The organism is Caulobacter sp. CCG-8 (genome assembly GCF_037402475.1).
GTDB lineage: Bacteria > Pseudomonadota > Alphaproteobacteria > Caulobacterales > Caulobacteraceae > Caulobacter.
Map to the genome: position 1 here is coordinate 1 of NZ_JBBEUD010000012.1, position 15,983 is coordinate 15,983.

General features: G+C 70.3%; 18 protein-coding genes. 14 read left to right on the plus strand and 4 right to left on the minus strand.

All coding sequences use genetic code 11. The features are described 5' to 3' along the window. The 10 genes from WAE60_RS12975 to WAE60_RS13020 form a co-directional block, all read left to right on the plus strand. Nucleotides 1-319: flagellin (locus WAE60_RS12975; protein WP_337686899.1), on the plus strand; the 319-nt coding region annotated here is incomplete at its 5' end. A gap of 106 nt (nt 320-425) precedes the next feature. After that, nucleotides 426-749 (plus strand): hypothetical protein, encoded by a 324-nt coding sequence (locus WAE60_RS12980; protein ID WP_029914845.1) that lies wholly within the window; start codon nt 426-428, stop codon nt 747-749. Nucleotides 750-925: 176 nt separating this feature from the next. Then, on the plus strand, nt 926-1,765 hold the full coding sequence (locus tag WAE60_RS12985) for a flagellin (protein ID WP_029914843.1): 840 nt from the start codon (nt 926-928) through the stop codon (nt 1,763-1,765). A gap of 59 nt (nt 1,766-1,824) precedes the next feature. Beyond that, nucleotides 1,825-2,379 (plus strand): UDP-4-amino-4,6-dideoxy-N-acetyl-beta-L-altrosamine N-acetyltransferase, encoded by a 555-nt coding sequence (pseH, locus tag WAE60_RS12990; RefSeq protein WP_029914841.1) that lies wholly within the window; start codon nt 1,825-1,827, stop codon nt 2,377-2,379. Nucleotides 2,380-2,471: 92 nt separating this feature from the next. Then, on the plus strand, nt 2,472-5,324 hold the full coding sequence (locus WAE60_RS12995; RefSeq protein ID WP_337686904.1) for a hypothetical protein: 2,853 nt from the start codon (nt 2,472-2,474) through the stop codon (nt 5,322-5,324). Between the two features lie 79 nt (nt 5,325-5,403). Continuing rightward, complete coding sequence (locus WAE60_RS13000) at nt 5,404-6,075, plus strand: hypothetical protein (RefSeq protein WP_029914837.1); 672 nt, start codon at nt 5,404-5,406, stop codon at nt 6,073-6,075. Nucleotides 6,076-6,091: 16 nt separating this feature from the next. Beyond that, a complete protein-coding gene (locus WAE60_RS13005) occupies nt 6,092-6,481 on the plus strand; it encodes a hypothetical protein (RefSeq protein WP_029914835.1) in 390 nt (129 codons plus the stop codon). A gap of 152 nt (nt 6,482-6,633) precedes the next feature. After that, on the plus strand, nt 6,634-7,143 hold the full coding sequence (gene ssb / locus WAE60_RS13010) for a single-stranded DNA-binding protein (RefSeq protein WP_337686905.1): 510 nt from the start codon (nt 6,634-6,636) through the stop codon (nt 7,141-7,143). Between the two features lie 192 nt (nt 7,144-7,335). Continuing rightward, entirely contained in the window at nt 7,336-7,599 is a 264-nt protein-coding gene (locus WAE60_RS13015; protein WP_029914831.1) for a hypothetical protein, read from the plus strand. A gap of 201 nt (nt 7,600-7,800) precedes the next feature. After that, a complete protein-coding gene (locus WAE60_RS13020; RefSeq protein ID WP_337686906.1) occupies nt 7,801-8,874 on the plus strand; it encodes a fatty acid desaturase in 1,074 nt (357 codons plus the stop codon). Here the strand turns inward: WAE60_RS13020 and WAE60_RS13025 are convergent. After that, complete coding sequence (locus WAE60_RS13025) at nt 8,833-9,612, minus strand: DoxX family membrane protein (protein ID WP_337686907.1); 780 nt, start codon at nt 9,610-9,612, stop codon at nt 8,833-8,835. The two genes, WAE60_RS13020 and WAE60_RS13025, sit on opposite strands and share 42 nt — an antisense overlap. A gap of 117 nt (nt 9,613-9,729) precedes the next feature. Here WAE60_RS13025 and WAE60_RS13030 point away from each other — a divergent pair, with 117 nt between their 5' ends. Next, nucleotides 9,730-10,542 carry an AraC family transcriptional regulator gene (locus WAE60_RS13030; protein ID WP_337686908.1) on the plus strand — a complete coding sequence of 271 codons (813 nt, stop codon included), beginning with the start codon at nt 9,730-9,732 and terminating at the stop codon, nt 10,540-10,542. A 1-nt stretch (nt 10,543) separates the two neighbouring features. Continuing rightward, the gene (locus WAE60_RS13035; protein WP_029914823.1) at nt 10,544-10,870 is read left to right on the plus strand and encodes a hypothetical protein; all 327 of its coding nucleotides are present in this window, start codon (nt 10,544-10,546) and stop codon (nt 10,868-10,870) included. Nucleotides 10,871-10,886: 16 nt separating this feature from the next. Here the strand turns inward: WAE60_RS13035 and WAE60_RS13040 are convergent, their stop codons facing one another. The 3 genes from WAE60_RS13040 to bioF are packed head-to-tail and all read right to left on the minus strand — an operon-like array spanning nt 10,887 to nt 13,620. Further along, complete coding sequence (locus tag WAE60_RS13040; protein ID WP_337686909.1) at nt 10,887-11,795, minus strand: Gfo/Idh/MocA family oxidoreductase; 909 nt, start codon at nt 11,793-11,795, stop codon at nt 10,887-10,889. Beyond that, nucleotides 11,792-12,466 carry a dethiobiotin synthase gene (gene bioD, locus WAE60_RS13045; protein ID WP_337686911.1) on the minus strand — a complete coding sequence of 225 codons (675 nt, stop codon included), beginning with the start codon at nt 12,464-12,466 and terminating at the stop codon, nt 11,792-11,794. The genes WAE60_RS13040 and bioD overlap by 4 nt, the downstream gene beginning before the upstream one ends. Next, nucleotides 12,466-13,620 carry an 8-amino-7-oxononanoate synthase gene (gene bioF, locus WAE60_RS13050; RefSeq protein WP_337686913.1) on the minus strand — a complete coding sequence of 385 codons (1,155 nt, stop codon included), beginning with the start codon at nt 13,618-13,620 and terminating at the stop codon, nt 12,466-12,468. The genes bioD and bioF overlap by 1 nt, the downstream gene beginning before the upstream one ends. Nucleotides 13,621-13,694: 74 nt before the next feature. On the opposite strand from bioF, the gene WAE60_RS13055 reads away from it, so the two are divergent. After that, the gene (locus WAE60_RS13055) at nt 13,695-14,987 is read left to right on the plus strand and encodes an adenosylmethionine--8-amino-7-oxononanoate transaminase (RefSeq protein ID WP_337686914.1); all 1,293 of its coding nucleotides are present in this window, start codon (nt 13,695-13,697) and stop codon (nt 14,985-14,987) included. Nucleotides 14,988-15,000: 13 nt separating this feature from the next. Further along, the gene (locus WAE60_RS13060; RefSeq protein WP_337686916.1) at nt 15,001-15,909 is read left to right on the plus strand and encodes a DMT family transporter; all 909 of its coding nucleotides are present in this window, start codon (nt 15,001-15,003) and stop codon (nt 15,907-15,909) included. Nucleotides 15,910-15,983 lie beyond the last annotated feature (74 nt).

Here is a 15,983-nt window from a genome sequence, read left to right on the forward strand (position 1 = left end):
TATCGGCATGACCACGACGTCGACCTTCACGACCGCCGCGGCCGCCAAGACCATGATCGACACCGTCGGCAAGGCCATCGGCACCGCCACCAACAAGCTGGCTTCGCTGGGCACCAGCTCGACCGGCCTGGACACCCACCTGACCTTCGTCGGCAAGCTGCAGGACAGCCTCGACGCCGGCGTGGGCAACCTGGTCGACGCCGACCTGGCCAAGGAAAGCGCCAAGCTGCAGTCGCTGCAAACCAAGCAGCAGCTGGGCATCCAGGCGCTCTCGATCGCCAACCAGTCGACCGGCTCGATCCTGAGCCTGTTCCGATAGGGACACCTGGGGGCGGGCCTTCGGGCCCGTCCCCGCCTTCCGTCGGCCTTGAGCCGGGAGGAGGGTTCACCAGAGGCGCCGCCGTGACCCGGCGACGATAGGAGTAATGGAAACCAAAGCCGCACTGACACAGCCGATACCAGAACCGACCGCGCCGTCTTCGGCCGCCAATGCCTACACCGTCCCGGGCCAACCCGCGGGCGGTCCTGTCGTTTCGGAGGCTCCGGAGAAGCCGGCCGCCGCCGCGGGCCCCCAACCGGGCGACCTGCGACTGGTGATCGAGCAGGATCCCGTTTCGGGTTCGTACGTCTACAAGACGGTCGATCGCCGGACCGGCGACGTCCTGCAGCAGTTTCCCCGCGAGGACGTGCTCCGCTTCAAGCAGGCCGAGCACTACGACCCGGGCGAGGTTTTCGACGGCCTGACCTGAGAGGGCGCTCCGCCCCCTAGGACCGTGTTCGCCGCGACCTGGCGTCGCAGGCGGAACATGGTTTACGCGCGTTAACCATATTCTTACTCCCTGAGCCTCAAGTTCACGGTCGACCTGCTCGGCCGCCGAATCGCGTTCCGAGCCACATTGGCAAGAACCGCCGTTCGGAGACCGTGATGACGCTGAGCGTGAACACCAATCAGCCTGCGCTGATCGCCCTGCAGAATCTGAACAAGACCAACGACGAGATGGGCGGCGTGCAGTCGCGCATCAACACCGGTCTCGCGATCTCCAGCGCCAAGGACAACGCCGCGGTCTGGTCGATCGCCCAGGATCAGCGCGCCGACCGCTCGGCCCTGAACGCGGTGAAGATGAGCCTGGACCGCGCCACCTCGATCACCGACGTGGCCCTGGCCGCGGGGGAATCGGTCTCGGATCTGCTGACCCAGATGCGCGAGAAGGTGGTCGCCGCCAAGGACACCTCGCTGTCGACCCAGTCGCGCAACTCGCTGAACGCCGACTTCCAGAGCCTGCTGAAGAACATGACGCAGGTGATCAACAGCGCCACGTTCGACGGCGCCAACATCCTGAACGGCAGCGAGCCGAGCAACATCACGTTCCTGGCCGACGCCGACGCCGCCACCGTGATCACGCTGAACCTGCAGAACCTGTCGCTGAGCAGCACGATCAACACGCTGTCGCTGAACGACAAGATCAACACCCAGACCCTGGCCGCCAGCGTCCTGTCGCGCCTGGACGCGACGATGACGGCGGTGAACCAGGCCGTCGGCTCGATCGGCTCGCAAGCCAAGCAGATCGAAGCCCACAACACCTTCGTCTCCAAGCTCAACGACGTGCTCGAGACCGGCGTGGGCAACCTCGTCGACGCCGACATGGCCAAGGAAAGCGCGCGCCTGCAGGCCTTGCAGGTCAAGCAACAGCTCGGCGCCCAGGCGCTGTCGATCGCCAACCAGGCGCCGCAGATCATCCTGTCGCTGTTCAACGGCGGCAGCTAGGCCTGAGGCCCCGCGCGGGGTAGACTCTCCGCCACGCTAGTTGGGAGAATCGACCCGGTATGATCGAGCTTCGCGATTTGACGGACGGCGACGAGGCGGTCCTGTTCCAATGGCGGGGCGAACCGGAAGTCGACCGGTGGATGTCCGACGCGGCCTTTCCGAGCCGCGAGGCCCACGCCGCCTGGTTCCAGGCCCTGCGTTCCGATCCCGACATGCGCGGCTGGATGATCGTCCGAGCCGGCGAGCCGTCGGGCCTGCTGACCTTGACCGGCCTGCTCAGCCACCATCGTCGCGCCGGCTGGAACTGGTTCCTCGGTTCGGCCGAGGCGCGGGGCAGGGGCGTGGGACGCGCCGCCCAGGTGCTGGGACTGGACCGCGCCTTCGGCGAGCTGGGCCTGCACAAGGTCTTCGCCGAGGTCATGGCCGACAACGACGCGGCGCTGAAGGCCCAGGCGGCCTCCGGCTTCCGTCGCGAAGGCTATCTGCGCGGCCACGTGCTGAAGGACGGCGAGCCCCGGGACGTGGTCCTGCTGGGCATCCTGGCCGAGGAATGGCGCGAGCTGCGGGGCGAGGTCCGGCGCTCGCTGACCGACGCCCACCTGATCGCGGCCTGATCCCGACTTCGATTCATACGTCTTAACGAAACGTCAGCGATCATCGCGGACAATCGAATCGTGGGGCGTAGTGCGTCCCGATGGGACCCGCTGTGATCACTTTCGATTCCAGTCTGCTGCTCGGGTATTATCAGGCCAAGAACGCTGGCCTGGCCGCGAACGCGACCGCGTCGACCAACCAGTCCTCGTCGTCCGCTCCGTCCTCCTCGGGCGGCAAGACGGTGCCCAGCTCGCCCTGGACGACGATGACCAGCGAGCCCAGCGACCTGGTCAAAGCGGCCCTGAACGGCCGTAAGTTCGTCGACGAGGCCGCGGCCGTCGCCGCGTCCCCGACGATCTCGGGCGACTACAAGAAGCTGTTCGCCGCCTATCAGGCGCTCAACACCCTGTCGGCGATCGCCAACCGCTCGGCCGAGAAGGGCGTCACCGACAGCGAGATCAAGCGGCTGCAGGCCGTGTTCAGCAAGGGGCTGAACGAGGTCAACAGCTACGTCCAGAACCTCAGCACCGACGGCATGCGCCTGACGACCGGCACGGTCATGACCAGCGACAAGTCGACCGTCGGGGTGCCGAAGAACAACTACAACTACGTCACCAACACGATCTACAGCGGCCAGGTCGACGACGAGGTGCCCACGTTCAAGGGCAACGTCAGCTTCACGATGAACGTCAAGAAGTTCGGCGTGGCGACGGACGTGACGATGGACCTGTCGGAGATGGGTTCGACGCCGCGGACGATGGCCAACGTCGTCTCGTTCTTCAACCAGAAGCTCTCGGACGCCGGTTTCGACACCCAGTTCGCGGTCAACCGCACGGTGGGCCAGGAGCGCACCACCACGGTCAACGGCCAGACCGTCAAGCTGCCGGCCACCGGCGACGACTTCGCCCTGCAGATCAAGGGCGACCTGACCGAGACCCTGACCTTCTCGGCCCCGGCCGCCAAGCCGGCGGTCTACATCACCACGGCCGCCGGCAATCCGGATCCTGACAAGGACACCACCACCGACGACGCGGTGATCGAGAACACCCTGACGAAGTACGGCCCCGGCACGGCCGGCCAGCCGGGCACCAAGGTGTTCTCCGACACGCTGGAAGGCACGATCAGCACGGTCCACAAGACGATGACGGGCCCCGATGGCTCGCTCTACGTCCTGGCCGATGTCGACGGCACGACCAGCACCCAGACGATCAAGGGCGACCAGGACGTCGCCCTGCTGAAGTACGATTCGTCGGGCAAGCTGCTCTACGCCCGCACCCTGGGCGCCTCGAACACCGCCACCGGCTACAACATGGCCATCTCGGACGACGGCCAGGTGGCCATCGCCGGTTCGGTGGCGGGCAGCCTGGCCGGCGCCACCAACGGCCCGATCAATTCGGACTCGGCCGGCACGCTCACCGACAGCTTCGTGACCCTCTACGACGCCAAGGGCGACGAGACCTGGACGGTCCGCCGCGGCGGCATGCTGGAGGACGAGGCCACGGCCGTGGCCTTCGGCGAGGACGGCGTGGTCTATGTGGGCGGCCGCACCAAGTCCGACATCCCGGGCTCGGCGACCGGCGCGACGGAAGGCGGCTACGACAGCTATCTGAGCGCCTTCGCCACCGACATCGCCGGCACGCCCAAGGCGCTGTTCACAACCCATTTCGGCAGCGAGAACGACGACACCGTCTCCGGCATCGTGGTCAACGGCACGCAGGTGGTGGTGGCCAGCAAGGAAGGCAGCGAGGCGATGCTTCGCAGCTTCGACGTCTCGACCACCATCGTCACCGAGCCGCGCACCTATCTGAACGACAAGGAAGTCTGGGTCACCGAACCGACGACCTACACCAAGGCCGTGACGTTCACCGAGGGCGCGACGCGCGACCTGGGTTCGCTGAAGGGCGGCAACATCGCCGGCCTGACCATCGACAACGGCCAGCTCTACATCGGCGGCTCGACCACCAACGGCGCGCTGGACGTCGACAACAAGACCAAGGCCGCCTCGGGCGGTTCGGACGGGTTCGTGGCCCGCCTGTCGCTGGACCTGGCCGACAAGAGCCAGGACACCCTGGCCTATTACGGCGGGACGGGCGACGACACGGTCACCGGCATGGCGGTCTCCAACGGCCAGGCCTGGCTGGTGGGTTCGGCCGGCAAGGACCTGGCGGGCGAGGCCACGGTCGGCACGAAGGACGGCTACGTCGCCCAGATCAACGTCGCCACCGGTCAGGCCTCCTGGGAGCAGCGGCTGACCGGCAAGGACGGTTACGCCACGCCGACCTCGATCGCGGTCGACGCGTCGGGCTCCAGCACCCTGGACGTCTTCGGCATCCCGCGCGGCAAGATGGACTTCACCCAGTCCGACAAGATCGTCTCGGCGACCTCGGCGCGGGCGGGGGACACCTTCCAGGTCCGCACCCGGGCGCGCGGCACCCTGACCACGATCAAGATCGAGCAGGACGATACGCTCGACACCCTGGCCGACAAGATCCGCAAGGCCACGGGCTACGCGGCCAAGGTCGAGTTCAGCAGCGTCGGCAACAACCGCACCCTGCGGATCAGCCCGTCCCAGACCACCTCGACCGTCGAGATCCTGCCCGGCAAGGGCGGCACCGACGTGCTGGAATCGCTGGGGCTGAAGCCGGGGATCGTCCGCAACACCAAGACCGATCACGGCCAGACGGTCTCGGCCGACGGCAAGGGGCCGATCTACGGCTTCGCGCTGGACACGGGCCTGGACCTGACCACCGACGTCGGCCGCAACGCTGCGGTGTCGGCCATGACCAAGGCCCTGTCGGCGGTCCGCAACGCCTATCGCGAGATGGCCGACACCGCCAACGGCGTGAAGCGCACCGACGCGACCGCCTCCTCGAACAACAACGCCACCGGCACGGTGCCGACCTATCTGACCAACCAGATCGCCAACTACCAGGCGGCGTTGGATCGCCTGACCGGCGGCGGCTAGGGCGCGCGCCGCGACGGCCCTGGAAGCCGTCTTGAGCCTTGGACTTGAAAGCGTCATCACCGCGTCGTAGCCAGGGATCATGGAACTTCTCAAAGATCGACGCGTGTTGCTGGGCGGCGGAGCCGCCCTGGCCCTGATCGCGGGCCTCGGCATCGCCCTGACCGTGATGCACGGCAACAAGTCGCCGACCGCCGATCCGCCGGCCTCGCGCGCCGGCCTGATCGTCGAGACCGGCCGCGCCGACGACAACAAGCTGGACGCCAACCGCCCGCTGCGCTGCTTTGTCGGCGGCCAGTTCGTCGGCGAGATCACCCTGGCCGAGTGCGCCAAGAAGAACGGCGTGGCCACCGGCGCCCTGGACGTGGGCGTCGACGAGACCGGCGCCCTGGCCGCCGCCGACCAGGCCGGCACGGTCCTGACCCCGCTGCCGCCGCCGCCCGAGGCCCTGACCGTGCCCGCGCCGGCCGCGACGCCGGCCGCCCCGACGCCGACCGCGGCCAGCACGCCCCTGGCGGTCTGCTGGCGCTACGCCGGCGGCGAATGGCGCAAGCTGCCGGGCGAGATCACCGTCAACGCCTGCGCCCAGCAGATCTCGGGCGGCAAGTGCGAGAAAGCGGGCGGGGCCACCTACGGCCGCTGGGGCGACGAAACCCTGCGCATCGTGCCGGGCAAGGTCGAATCCTCGTCCGACAACCGCACCTTCCATTCGATCATCGACCTGGGGCAGGGCTGCTCCATCCCGTCGGCCTAGAGAGAGTCCAAGACCCATGCGCCTTCCCGTCGTCGCCCTCTCGCTCGTCGCCGCCGCCGCCGTTGTCGGCCTGAGCGGTTGCGAGAAGCAGACCAAGGCCCCGTTCGAGGCCGGCGTCTGCATGCACGTGATCGAACAGAAGGACGGGACGCTGAAGTTCAACCCGGTGGCCCGCAACGTGCCCAGTCTCGAGCTCTGCGCGGCCGAGTTGGAGGGCATGCGCCTGCGCTTCGTGCGCCTGGGCAGCCCCAGCCGCGAGATGACCGGCGCCTACCAGGGCAAGTTCATCTTCCTGCAGAAGGAAGGCATCTATCTGGGCGACACCTACGAAGGCGCCCGGTTCATGTCGCTGGTCCGCACGGGCGATGGCCGCCTGGCGGTCCCGGGGGCCATGCCGCCCCAGTAACGGGGAGGGCCGGAGGAAGAGGGCGGTGGATAACCGCTCTTGTTCCACAGGAACATTTGTGGAACAAACCTTGCGTTCGGCGTTGATAGGTCGTTAACGTCCGGGCCAGATTCCGGCGCGTTGGGTCGCCGGGCGAGAACGAAGGTCTTCCCATGGCGGGCAGCGTCAACAAGGTCATTCTGGTCGGCAACCTCGGCGCCGACCCCGAAATCCGCTCCCTCGGCTCCGGCGACCGCGTCGCCAACCTGCGCATCGCCACCTCGGAGAGCTGGCGCGACCGCACCAGCGGCGAGCGCAAGGAAAAGACCGAGTGGCACCGCGTCGTGATCTTCAACGACAACCTGGTGAAGGTGGCCGAGAGCTACCTGCGTAAGGGCTCGACGGTCTATATCGAGGGCTCGCTGCAGACCCGCAAGTGGACCGACCAGTCGGGCCAGGAGAAGTACTCCACCGAGATCGTGCTGCAGAAATTCCGCGGCGAACTGACCATGCTGGGCGGTCGCGGCGACGGCGCCGGCGCGTCGGCGGGCGGCGGCTATGACGAAGGCTACGCCGCCGGCGGCGGCGGCGGCGGTGGGTTCGGCGGCGGCGCGCCGCGCAGCCAGCCCAGCGGCCCGCGCGAAAGCTTCTCGGCCGACCTGGACGACGAAATCCCCTTCTAGGCGTCGTCGCGACGCCAGAGCTCGAACAGCGGCCGGTTCCCGGGAGCCGGCCGCTTTTTCTTGTGCGCTTTCTCACGACCGCGCGGTGGGCTGGGCCACTGCTGGAACCGGTCCCCCTGGTGATCCTGGCTTCCGGGGACGCGCCAGGCCTGTCGGCCTGACCCGCGGGCTCCCCTTGCGAGGAGATCAGGGATGGCCGAGTCCGCGGGGCCCACCGACGAGGAGGTCCTCGTCGTCGGCGTCGCCCTCTTCGTGCGCGCGCGCGACCTTCGGGAGGATCCGCCGGGCCCTGACGAGACGCTGGCTCAGATCGGCGTGGGGGCCAACAGCCTGGACCTCGCGATCCGCGACTGGATCAACGACCGGTTCCGCGCGCCGCCCAAGCGCAAGCTGATGAGCGGCGATCTCGAGCCCTCCATGACCTGGGCGGCCTTCGTCCTCAAGGCGCTGGGCTGACCAAGCCTTCAAACCGGGCGATCGGCGCCGCGTCCGGCTGCGACAACGGTCGGCGTTTCGGCGCCGGCCGTTTTGGTTTATCCCTGGCGGACGCCTTTCGTCCGTATGGCCATTGAATTTCGAAGGGCGGCGCGCCACCTCGGGGGCGCGGAAGGCAAGCGCGTCGAGGCGCTCGAGTCGGAATCGGGGATTGAGAAGACCGTGGGACAACCCCAGAAAGACGAGGGCGGCCTGGTGCGCCAGGCCCACGGCCTGACCGCCGACCTGACGGCGCCCGACCGCCGGATCTACTGGCTGGACCTGGCCCTGACCGCGACCGCCGCCTGGGGCGGCCTGTGGATCGCCGCCACGGCCGGCCACCCCGGGATCGTCCTCGCCGCCGGCCTGGTCGGCCTGCTGGCCATCTATCGCGGCCTGTCGTTCATCCACGAGATAAGCCACCTGCGGCCCAAGGACGTGCCGGGCTTCCGCCTGGGCTGGAACCTGCTGGTCGGCGTGCCGCTGATGACGCCGTCGATGATGTACGAGGGCGTGCACAACCTGCACCACGCCAAGCATCGCTTCGGCACCGCCAAGGACCCGGAATACCTGCCGCTGGGCCGCTATTCGCCGTTCAAGCTGGGCCTGTTCACGGCGATCTCGCTGCTGGCCCCGCTGGGCGTGATCCTGCGCTCGGGCGTCCTGGTCCCGCTGTCGTTCGTGATCCCGCCCGTGCGCCGCTTCGTCAGGACCAAGCTGTCGGCCCTGGTGATCAATCCCGACTTCGTGCGCGAGGACAACGATAGGACGCGGCCCGACTGGCTGGCCCAGGAGATCGGCTGCTGGCTGTGGTGCTGGGGCGTGGCCGCCGCGACGGTCGCCGGTTTCGTGCCGGTCCGCGTGGTCGCGACCTGGTTCGTGCTGTTCTCGCTGGCCACCTTCGTCAACCAGCTGCGGACCCTGGCGGCCCACTACTGGCACAACGACGGCGAGATGATGAGCTTCGAGGAGCAGTTCCTGGACTCGGTCAACGTGCCGCCGCCGGCCCTGCTGCCGTTCCTTTGGGCGCCGGTCGGCCTGCGCTACCACGCCCTGCACCACCTGCTGCCGCGCCTGCCGTACCACAACTTGGGCAAGGCCCATGCGCGGCTGTCGGCCCGGCTGGCGGCGACCTCGCCCTATCACCGGGTCGAGGAGAAGGGCCTGTTCGTGGCCCTGGCCAAGCTGTTCGCCCGCGCCGGCGGCGCGCCGGTCCTAGCGGTCGAGGCCGACACGGTCGAACGCAAGAGCGCCTGACGGCTGCGACGGCGGCAAGGCCTGGCGCAGGGCCCAGGCCGCGCCGGTCAGCGACAGGGCGACCGCCGTCATCGTCCATTCCAGATGGCTGCCGGGCGAGGCCATGACGCGCGGGATGTGCAGCATCACCACGAAGCACGCCATCATCGCCGTCAGCGCGGTGGCCGCGGGCCGCGACGCCACCCCGAACAGGATCGCCAGCCCGGCCGCCAGGTGGCCTGTCCCCGTCGCATAGGCCCAGAACAGCGGGTAGGGGATCCAGCCCGGCACCATCTTGGCGGTGAAATCGGCATAAGCGAAATGGCTCAGGCCGAAGATCAGCGGACAGACGCCGTAGATCAGCCGCACGGCCAGCCGCAGCCGCAGCCGCAGCCGGGCGTCCGGCGTCCCGCCCGACATCGCGAACAGGGCCAGGCCGCCGGCCGACAGCGACAGGGTCTCGGCCACGCCCAGCCACGAGGCGACCCGGGCCGGGGCGGCGGCCACCTCGGGGCCGTGCAGGGCGACCCAGCCCAGATAGACAACGGCCAGGGCCGCCGAGGCGAGACGGGCGGTGCGCGACCACAGGACGCCGGCGCCCAGGACCAGCATCAGCGCCGCGCTGGCCAGGGCCAGGACATGCCGGCCGGGCGCGCCCTCGGGCACGGGTTGCCATTGCAGGGCGAAGTCGCCGAAGGCCAGGCCGATGATCCCCAGCGCCATGGCGCCCGAGCCGTAGAGTACGCCGTCGCGGTTCATGATCCCTCCCGTTGAACGTTCCGAACTTGGCTCCGCCGCCGGCGCGTGGCTTGGGGTTTGTTGCGCTTCGGCCTCCGGACGGGTTCTATGGCCGCGCATTCCGACGGAGGCGCCTGCATGTTTCGTGTCGAGTCCCACGGCCCCGCCTTGCCCGCCCGCTCGCCGCTGTACGGCGCCGGCGAGGCGCGCTGCGCCACCGACGCCAGGGCCCCGATCGGCAAGTGCTATGCGGGTCCGGTCATCGGCGTTGTGGTGGCGGGGACCTTCGACTACGCCGGCCGCCATGGCCGCGCCCAGGCCAAGCCCGGCGCGATCCTGCTGGGCAACGCCGGCGAGGCCTTCGACTGCCGCCACCTGGACGCCGCCGGCAATCGCCGGGCGGTGATCGCCCTGCATCCGGACCTCCTGGCCGAGGTCGCCAACGACTGCGGCCTGGACGACGCCGACTTCGCGATCTCGGCCCTGGCCCCGTCGCGCGAGACCGCGCCGCTGTACGGCGCGGTGCGCCGCGCGGCCGGCGGGCTGCGCCTGGGCGAGGAGGAGGTGATCGACCTGGCCGCCCGCGCCCTGGCCCTGGGCCGCGACACGCGTCCCGTCGCGCCCACCGGGACCGAGCGGCGGCGCATCCGCGAGGTGATCCGGCACCTGGACGAGGCCTATGCCGAGCCCTGCGAACTGGACAGCCTGGCGGCCATGGGCCAGGTCAGCCGCTTCCACTTCATCCGGTTGTTCCGGGCCATGACCGGCGAGAGCCCGCGCCAGTACCTGATCGGCGCGCGCCTGCGGGCCGCCGCCGACCGCCTGACCGACACCGCCGAGCCCGTCACCGGCATCGCCTTCGACGTGGGCTTCAACGACATCTCGCACTTCAACGCCACGTTCCGGCGGGCCTTCGGCCTGTCGCCGACGGCATGGCGGAAGACGGCTTAGGATGGGTTCAGCCACCGAACCGAAGCGCCGCTGGCCGGACGCCCTGTACGCCTATCTGCGATACGGCTGGGGCGAATGGTTGGCCGTTCTCGCCGTCTGCGGCCTGTCGATCGGCTGGTGTGCGTGGAACTTCGCATCGCTGGCCAGCAGCGGGTTCCTCTTCGTCTGGGGAGGACGATATGGCCCGCCAGGTCACTGGGCCGCGTTCGCCGCGGAGCCGCTGAGCGTTGCGGTCTACGGCGCCGTCGATCTCATCTGGCTGGCGGCGGCGTCGCTCGGGTTCGTGGCGGCAGCCCTGTGGATAGGCCGACGGCTTCAGTCCCGTTAGGCGCGGCGCGCGAAGCCTACGATCCCAGTTCCCGCACCACCGTCTCGCACAACCGATGCGTCTCCAGCGCATCCAACGCCGACAGGCGGCGCCCCTCGCGCACGGCGCCCAGGAAGTGCTCGCACAGGCCCTCGAAACCGCGCTGGCGGCCCACCGAGGTCCAGTCGCCGCGCCGCGCCAGGTGATCCTGCGCGCCCTGGTCGATCACCTGGGCCATGTCGACGATCCGCCGCTTGGCGCCGGCGCCCGAGACCTCGAGGGTCTCCTCGTTCGACCCGCTGGTGCGATTCATGATCCCCAAGGCGTCGCGCCCGCCGCCCGACAGCGACAGGGCCACGTGTTCCAGCAGGCCGTCCACGACCCGCCCGTGCACCCGCGCCTCGCCGGCGCCCGGCGCCAGGAACCGCAGGGTGTCGATCACGTGGATGAAGTCGTCGAACACCACGCGGCGCGTCTCGTCGGCCTGATCGGCGCGGTTCTTCTGCATCACCGCCAGCGGCAGCTTCAGGGCGGCGGCGTCGCGATAGACCGGGGCGAAGCGGCGGTTGAAGCCGACCATCAGCGAGACGCCTTGCGTCTCGGCCAGGTCGACCAGGGCCTCGCTGTCGGCGGCGTTGTCGGCCAGGGGCTTGTCGACCATCGTCGGCACGCCGGCCTCCAGCAGGCGGCGGACGATCTGGGGATGGGCGGCCGTGGCCGCGTGGACCAGGGCGCCGTCCAGCCCCTCGGCCAGGGCCGTGTCGAGCTCGGCGTGCAGTCGCGCGACCCGCCAGGCCGCGCCCAGCTCGACCAGGGTCCGGGCGTCGCGGGTGACGAAGACCGGGTCGAGGTCGGGACGCGGGCCCAGCACGGGCAGGTAGGCCTTCCGGGCGATGTCGCCCAGGCCGATCATGGCGATGCGGAGCGGGGCGATGCGCGAGGTCATGAGGTCCCCAGGGCGTTGAGCAGGTGGTCGGCCAGGGCGCCGGCGTCCCAGGCGTCGCCGCGCGGGGCCAGGAACAGCGGCGCGCCGTCCAGGAACGGCGTCAGGGCCTGGGCGGTCTGGACCAGGTCGGGTGCGTCGAGGCTCTCGCTCATCACCACGGCGGCGACCGGGACCTTGGCGGCGCGCAGGGCGACCAGGGCGGTCAGGACGTGGCTGATCGTGCCCAGGTACGAGCCGGCCACCAGCAGCACCGGCGCGCCCAGGGCGGCGATCATGTCCAGGTTGGTCTCGCCGTCGGTCAGGGGCGACATGACCCCGCCGGCCCCCTCGACCAGCAGCAGGCCGTCGCGGACCTCGGCGGCGCGGGCCACCGCGTCGATGACCATGTCGTCCAGGCTGAGCGTGTCGCCCTCCAGCCGCGCGGCGATGTTGGGCGACAGCGGAGCGCGGTAGCGGCGCGGGGCGATGCGGAAGACGTCGCCGGGCGCGCCCAGGGCGGCGGCAAGGCGGGCCGGGTCGCTGGCCGCCGCGTCCTTGGGATCGAAGCCGCTGACCACCGGCTTGAAGGCGTCGACGACCGCGCCCTTGGCCCGGAGCGCCCGGATCAGGGCGCAGCTGACATAGGTCTTGCCGATGTCGGTGCCCGTGCCGGTGACGAACAGGGCGGACATCAGGCGGCCGCCCTGACGTAGGGCTTCACCAGCTCGGCCAGGCGGACGATCTCGTCGTCGGGATGCTCGGCGCTGAAGGCGATGCGCAGGCGGGCCATGCCGGCCGGCACGGTGGGCGGGCGGATGGCGACGACCAGGAAGCCCTCGGCCTCCAGGGCGCGCGAGGCGTCCAGGGCGTCCTGGGCCTCGCCGATGATCACCGGCACGATGGGGCTGGCGGCGCGCGGTAGGCCGACCGCCTCGGTGAAGGCGCGGGCCTTGGCCAGGGGCAGGGCGGTCAGGGCCGGATCGGCCTCGATGATGTCCAGCGCCGCCAGGGCGGCGGCGGCGGCGGCCGGCGGCAGGCCGGTGGTGTAGACCAGGGTGCGGGCCCGGGTCTTCAGGAGGTCGACCACGGCCTGGGAGGCGCAGACATAGCCGCCGTACGAGCCCAGGGCCTTGGACAGGGTGCCCATCTGCAGCGGGATCTGGGCTTCGGGGAACAGGGCGGCCGAACCCTTGCCCTCGGCCAGGACGCCGACGCCGTGGGCGTCGTCCGACAGCAGCCAGGCGTCGTTGGCCTCGCAGACCGCCGACAGCCAGTCCAGCGGGGCGATGTCGCCGTCCATCGAGAACACCCCGTCGGTGGCGACGATGGCGTGGCGCGCGCTCGAGCGGTGCTCGGCCAGCAGGGCGGCCAGGTGGTCGCTGTCGTTGTGGGCGAACGGGACGATCCGGGCGCCCGACAGCTGGGCCCCGGCCCAGATGCAGGCGTGGGCCAGCTCGTCGACGAAGACGATGTCGCCCTTGCCGGCGAAGGTGGGGATGACGCCGGTGTTGGCCAGGTAGCCCGAACCGAACACCACGCAGGCCTCGGTTCCCTTCAGCCGCGCCAGCCGGCCTTCCAGGTCCGACAGCAGCGGATGGTCGCCGGTCACCAGCCGCGAGGCGCCCGAGCCGGCCCCGTGGGTCTCGATGGCGGCCTGGGCGGCGGCCTTGACCGCCGGGTGATGGGCCAGGCCCAGATAGTCGTTGCACGAGAAGGACAGCAGCTTGCGGCCGTCGCGCTCGACGAACGCCCCGGCCGAGCGCCGGGTGGGCTTGAGGCGGCGCAGCAGGCTGGCGGCCTCCAGGCGCTCGATCTTGTCGGCGGCGTAGGTGTCCAGACTGTGCATCACGGTTCCTGTTTGCCCCCCGCAGCGGGAGGGCATAGGCAGTGCGCCCGCTCTAGGCAACGAAGGATCGCGCCATGACCGCCGAAAGTCCCGACTGGCTCGTCGCCGGCGCGGCCCACGTCTGGCGGCCCTATTGCCAGATGAAGACGGCGCGTCCGCCGCTGCCCGTCGTGGCGACCCGGGGCTCGCGGCTGATTCTGGACGACGGGCGCGAGCTGGTCGACGGCCTGGCCTCGTGGTGGACCGCCTGCCACGGCTACAACCACCCCCACATCGCCGCCGCCGTCCGCGATCAGCTGGAGCGCATGCCGCACGTGATGTTCGGCGGCCTGGCCCACGAACCGGCCTATCGCCTGGCCAAGCGCCTGGCCGACCTGCTGCCGGGCGACCTGGACCACGTGTTCTTCGCCGAGTCCGGCTCGGTGTCGGTCGAGATCGCCATGAAGATGGCCTTGCAGTTCCACATCAACCAGGGGCGGGCGGGGCGTACGAAGTTCCTGTCGTTCCGGGGCGGCTATCACGGCGACACCCTGGCGACGATGACGGTCTGCGACCCGGAAGAGGGCATGCACAGCCTGTTCTCCGGCGTCATGCCCCGCCAGGTGATCGGCGACCTGCCGGTGGACGCCGCGTCCGAGGCCGCCCTCGACGCGCTGCTGGCCGAGCGGGGCGGGGAGATCGCCGCGATCCTGACTGAACCGCTGGTCCAGGGCGCCGGCGGCATGCTGTTCCACGCGCCGGAAGTGTTGCGGACCCTGCGCCGCCTGGCCGACAACCACGGCGTGCTGCTGATCTTCGACGAGATCTTCACGGGCTTCGGCCGCACCGGCGATCTGTTCGCCATGCAGGCGGCGGGCGTCGAGCCCGACATCGTCACCCTGTCCAAGGCCCTGACCGGCGGGACCCTGCCGCTGTCGGCCGCCGTGGCCTCGCGCCGGGTGTTCGAGGCCTTCTGGTCCGACGACGCCGGCGCGGCCCTGATGCACGGCCCGACCTATATGGGCAACGCCCTGGCCTGCGCGGCCGCCAACGCCTCGCTGGACCTGTTCGAGGCCGGCGCCTGGCGGGCGGACGTGGCGCGGGTGTCGGCGGCCCTGGCCGAGGGATTGGAACCGGTCCGGACCGCGCCGGGCGTGGTCGACGTGCGGGTGCTGGGCGCCATCGGCGTGGTGGAGTTCGACGCGCCGGTGGCCGTCGGCGCCCTGTGCGACGCCTTCGCCGCCGAGGGCGCGTGGATCCGGCCGATGGGCAAGACCGTGTACCTGACGCCGGCCTTCACGACGCCGGACGCCGACCTGGCGCTCCTGACGGCGGCCATCCGCAAGGTTGTGGGCGCCGGCGGGGTTGAAGGATCAGGCGGCGTCTGATCCAAGCGGGGGCATGTCGTCGAACACGCCCCAAACCGCGGCTTTGACCGGCCTCGAGCGCCTGGCCATCGCGGCCATCATCCTGACCTGGGGCCTGAACAACGCCGCGGCCAAGGTGGCGACCGCCGAGCTGCCGCCAATGATGGTCGGGGCCCTGCGCTTCGGCCTGGCGTTCGCGTTCCTGGTCCCGTTCCTGAAGCCGCCGTTCCCGTGGTCGCGGCGGCTGGCGGCCATCTGCCTGCTGTCGGGGCCGATCCACTTCGGGATCATCTACATCGCCTTCGGCCTGGCCAAGTCGCTGAGCCCGCTGGTGGTGGCCACCCAGCTGTGGATCCCGTTCACGGCCCTGTTCGCCTGGAAGATGCTGGGCGAGAGCATGAAGCCCATGGCCGTCGCCGGCCTAGTCGTGGCCTTCGTCGGGGTGGCCTGGATGAGTCTGGACCCGCACGGCGCGGCCGACCTGCCGGCCATCGTGCTGGGCGTGGTGGCCAGCGCCTGCTGGGCCCTGGCCACGGTGTTCGTGCGCCAGACGCCGGGCGCCAAGCCGCTGCAGGTCCAGGCCCTGACCGCCGCCATCGCCGCGCCGGTGCTGCTGGCCATGTCGTTCGGCTTCGAGGACAACGTGGTCGAGCGCGTGAAGACCGCCGCCCCGATCGCCTGGGCCTGCGTGGCCTTCGCCGGGGTGGTCTCGACCATCGGGGCCAGCGCCCTGCTGTTCTGGCTGGTCCAGCGCCGCGAGGCGGGGCGGGTGACGCCCTATTTCCTGCTGACGCCGCTGGTGTCGTGCACGATCGGGGTGCTGTTCATGGGCGACGCCCTGTCGCCGCAGCTGGTGATCGGCGCCGCGGCGACCATGGCCGGCGTGGCGCTGGTGGCGCTGACGGCGAAGAAGGTCGTGCCGGCCGAGGGCGAGGCGACCTAGGACGAAGTAGGGGACACACACTCACGGCACGGCTTATGGCCGTTCGCAAAGGCCTGCGTGTGAGTGTGTGTCCC

Coding starts and splice junctions, on each gene's coding strand:
- WAE60_RS13060 (WP_337686916.1), top strand. CDS start 15,001: ATGTCGTCGAACACGCCCCAAACCGCGGCTTTGACCGGCCTCGAGCGC.
- WAE60_RS13035 (WP_029914823.1), top strand. CDS start 10,544: ATGGGTTCAGCCACCGAACCGAAGCGCCGCTGGCCGGACGCCCTGTAC.
- bioD (WP_337686911.1), bottom strand. CDS start 12,466: ATGTCCGCCCTGTTCGTCACCGGCACGGGCACCGACATCGGCAAGACC.
- WAE60_RS12985 (WP_029914843.1), top strand. CDS start 926: ATGACGCTGAGCGTGAACACCAATCAGCCTGCGCTGATCGCCCTGCAG.
- pseH (WP_029914841.1), top strand. CDS start 1,825: ATGATCGAGCTTCGCGATTTGACGGACGGCGACGAGGCGGTCCTGTTC.
- WAE60_RS12980 (WP_029914845.1), top strand. CDS start 426: ATGGAAACCAAAGCCGCACTGACACAGCCGATACCAGAACCGACCGCG.
- WAE60_RS13040 (WP_337686909.1), bottom strand. CDS start 11,795: ATGACCTCGCGCATCGCCCCGCTCCGCATCGCCATGATCGGCCTGGGC.
- WAE60_RS13025 (WP_337686907.1), bottom strand. CDS start 9,612: ATGAACCGCGACGGCGTACTCTACGGCTCGGGCGCCATGGCGCTGGGG.
- WAE60_RS13015 (WP_029914831.1), top strand. CDS start 7,336: ATGGCCGAGTCCGCGGGGCCCACCGACGAGGAGGTCCTCGTCGTCGGC.
- WAE60_RS13005 (WP_029914835.1), top strand. CDS start 6,092: ATGCGCCTTCCCGTCGTCGCCCTCTCGCTCGTCGCCGCCGCCGCCGTT.
- ssb (WP_337686905.1), top strand. CDS start 6,634: ATGGCGGGCAGCGTCAACAAGGTCATTCTGGTCGGCAACCTCGGCGCC.
- WAE60_RS13030 (WP_337686908.1), top strand. CDS start 9,730: ATGTTTCGTGTCGAGTCCCACGGCCCCGCCTTGCCCGCCCGCTCGCCG.
- WAE60_RS13000 (WP_029914837.1), top strand. CDS start 5,404: ATGGAACTTCTCAAAGATCGACGCGTGTTGCTGGGCGGCGGAGCCGCC.
- WAE60_RS13055 (WP_337686914.1), top strand. CDS start 13,695: ATGACCGCCGAAAGTCCCGACTGGCTCGTCGCCGGCGCGGCCCACGTC.
- bioF (WP_337686913.1), bottom strand. CDS start 13,620: ATGCACAGTCTGGACACCTACGCCGCCGACAAGATCGAGCGCCTGGAG.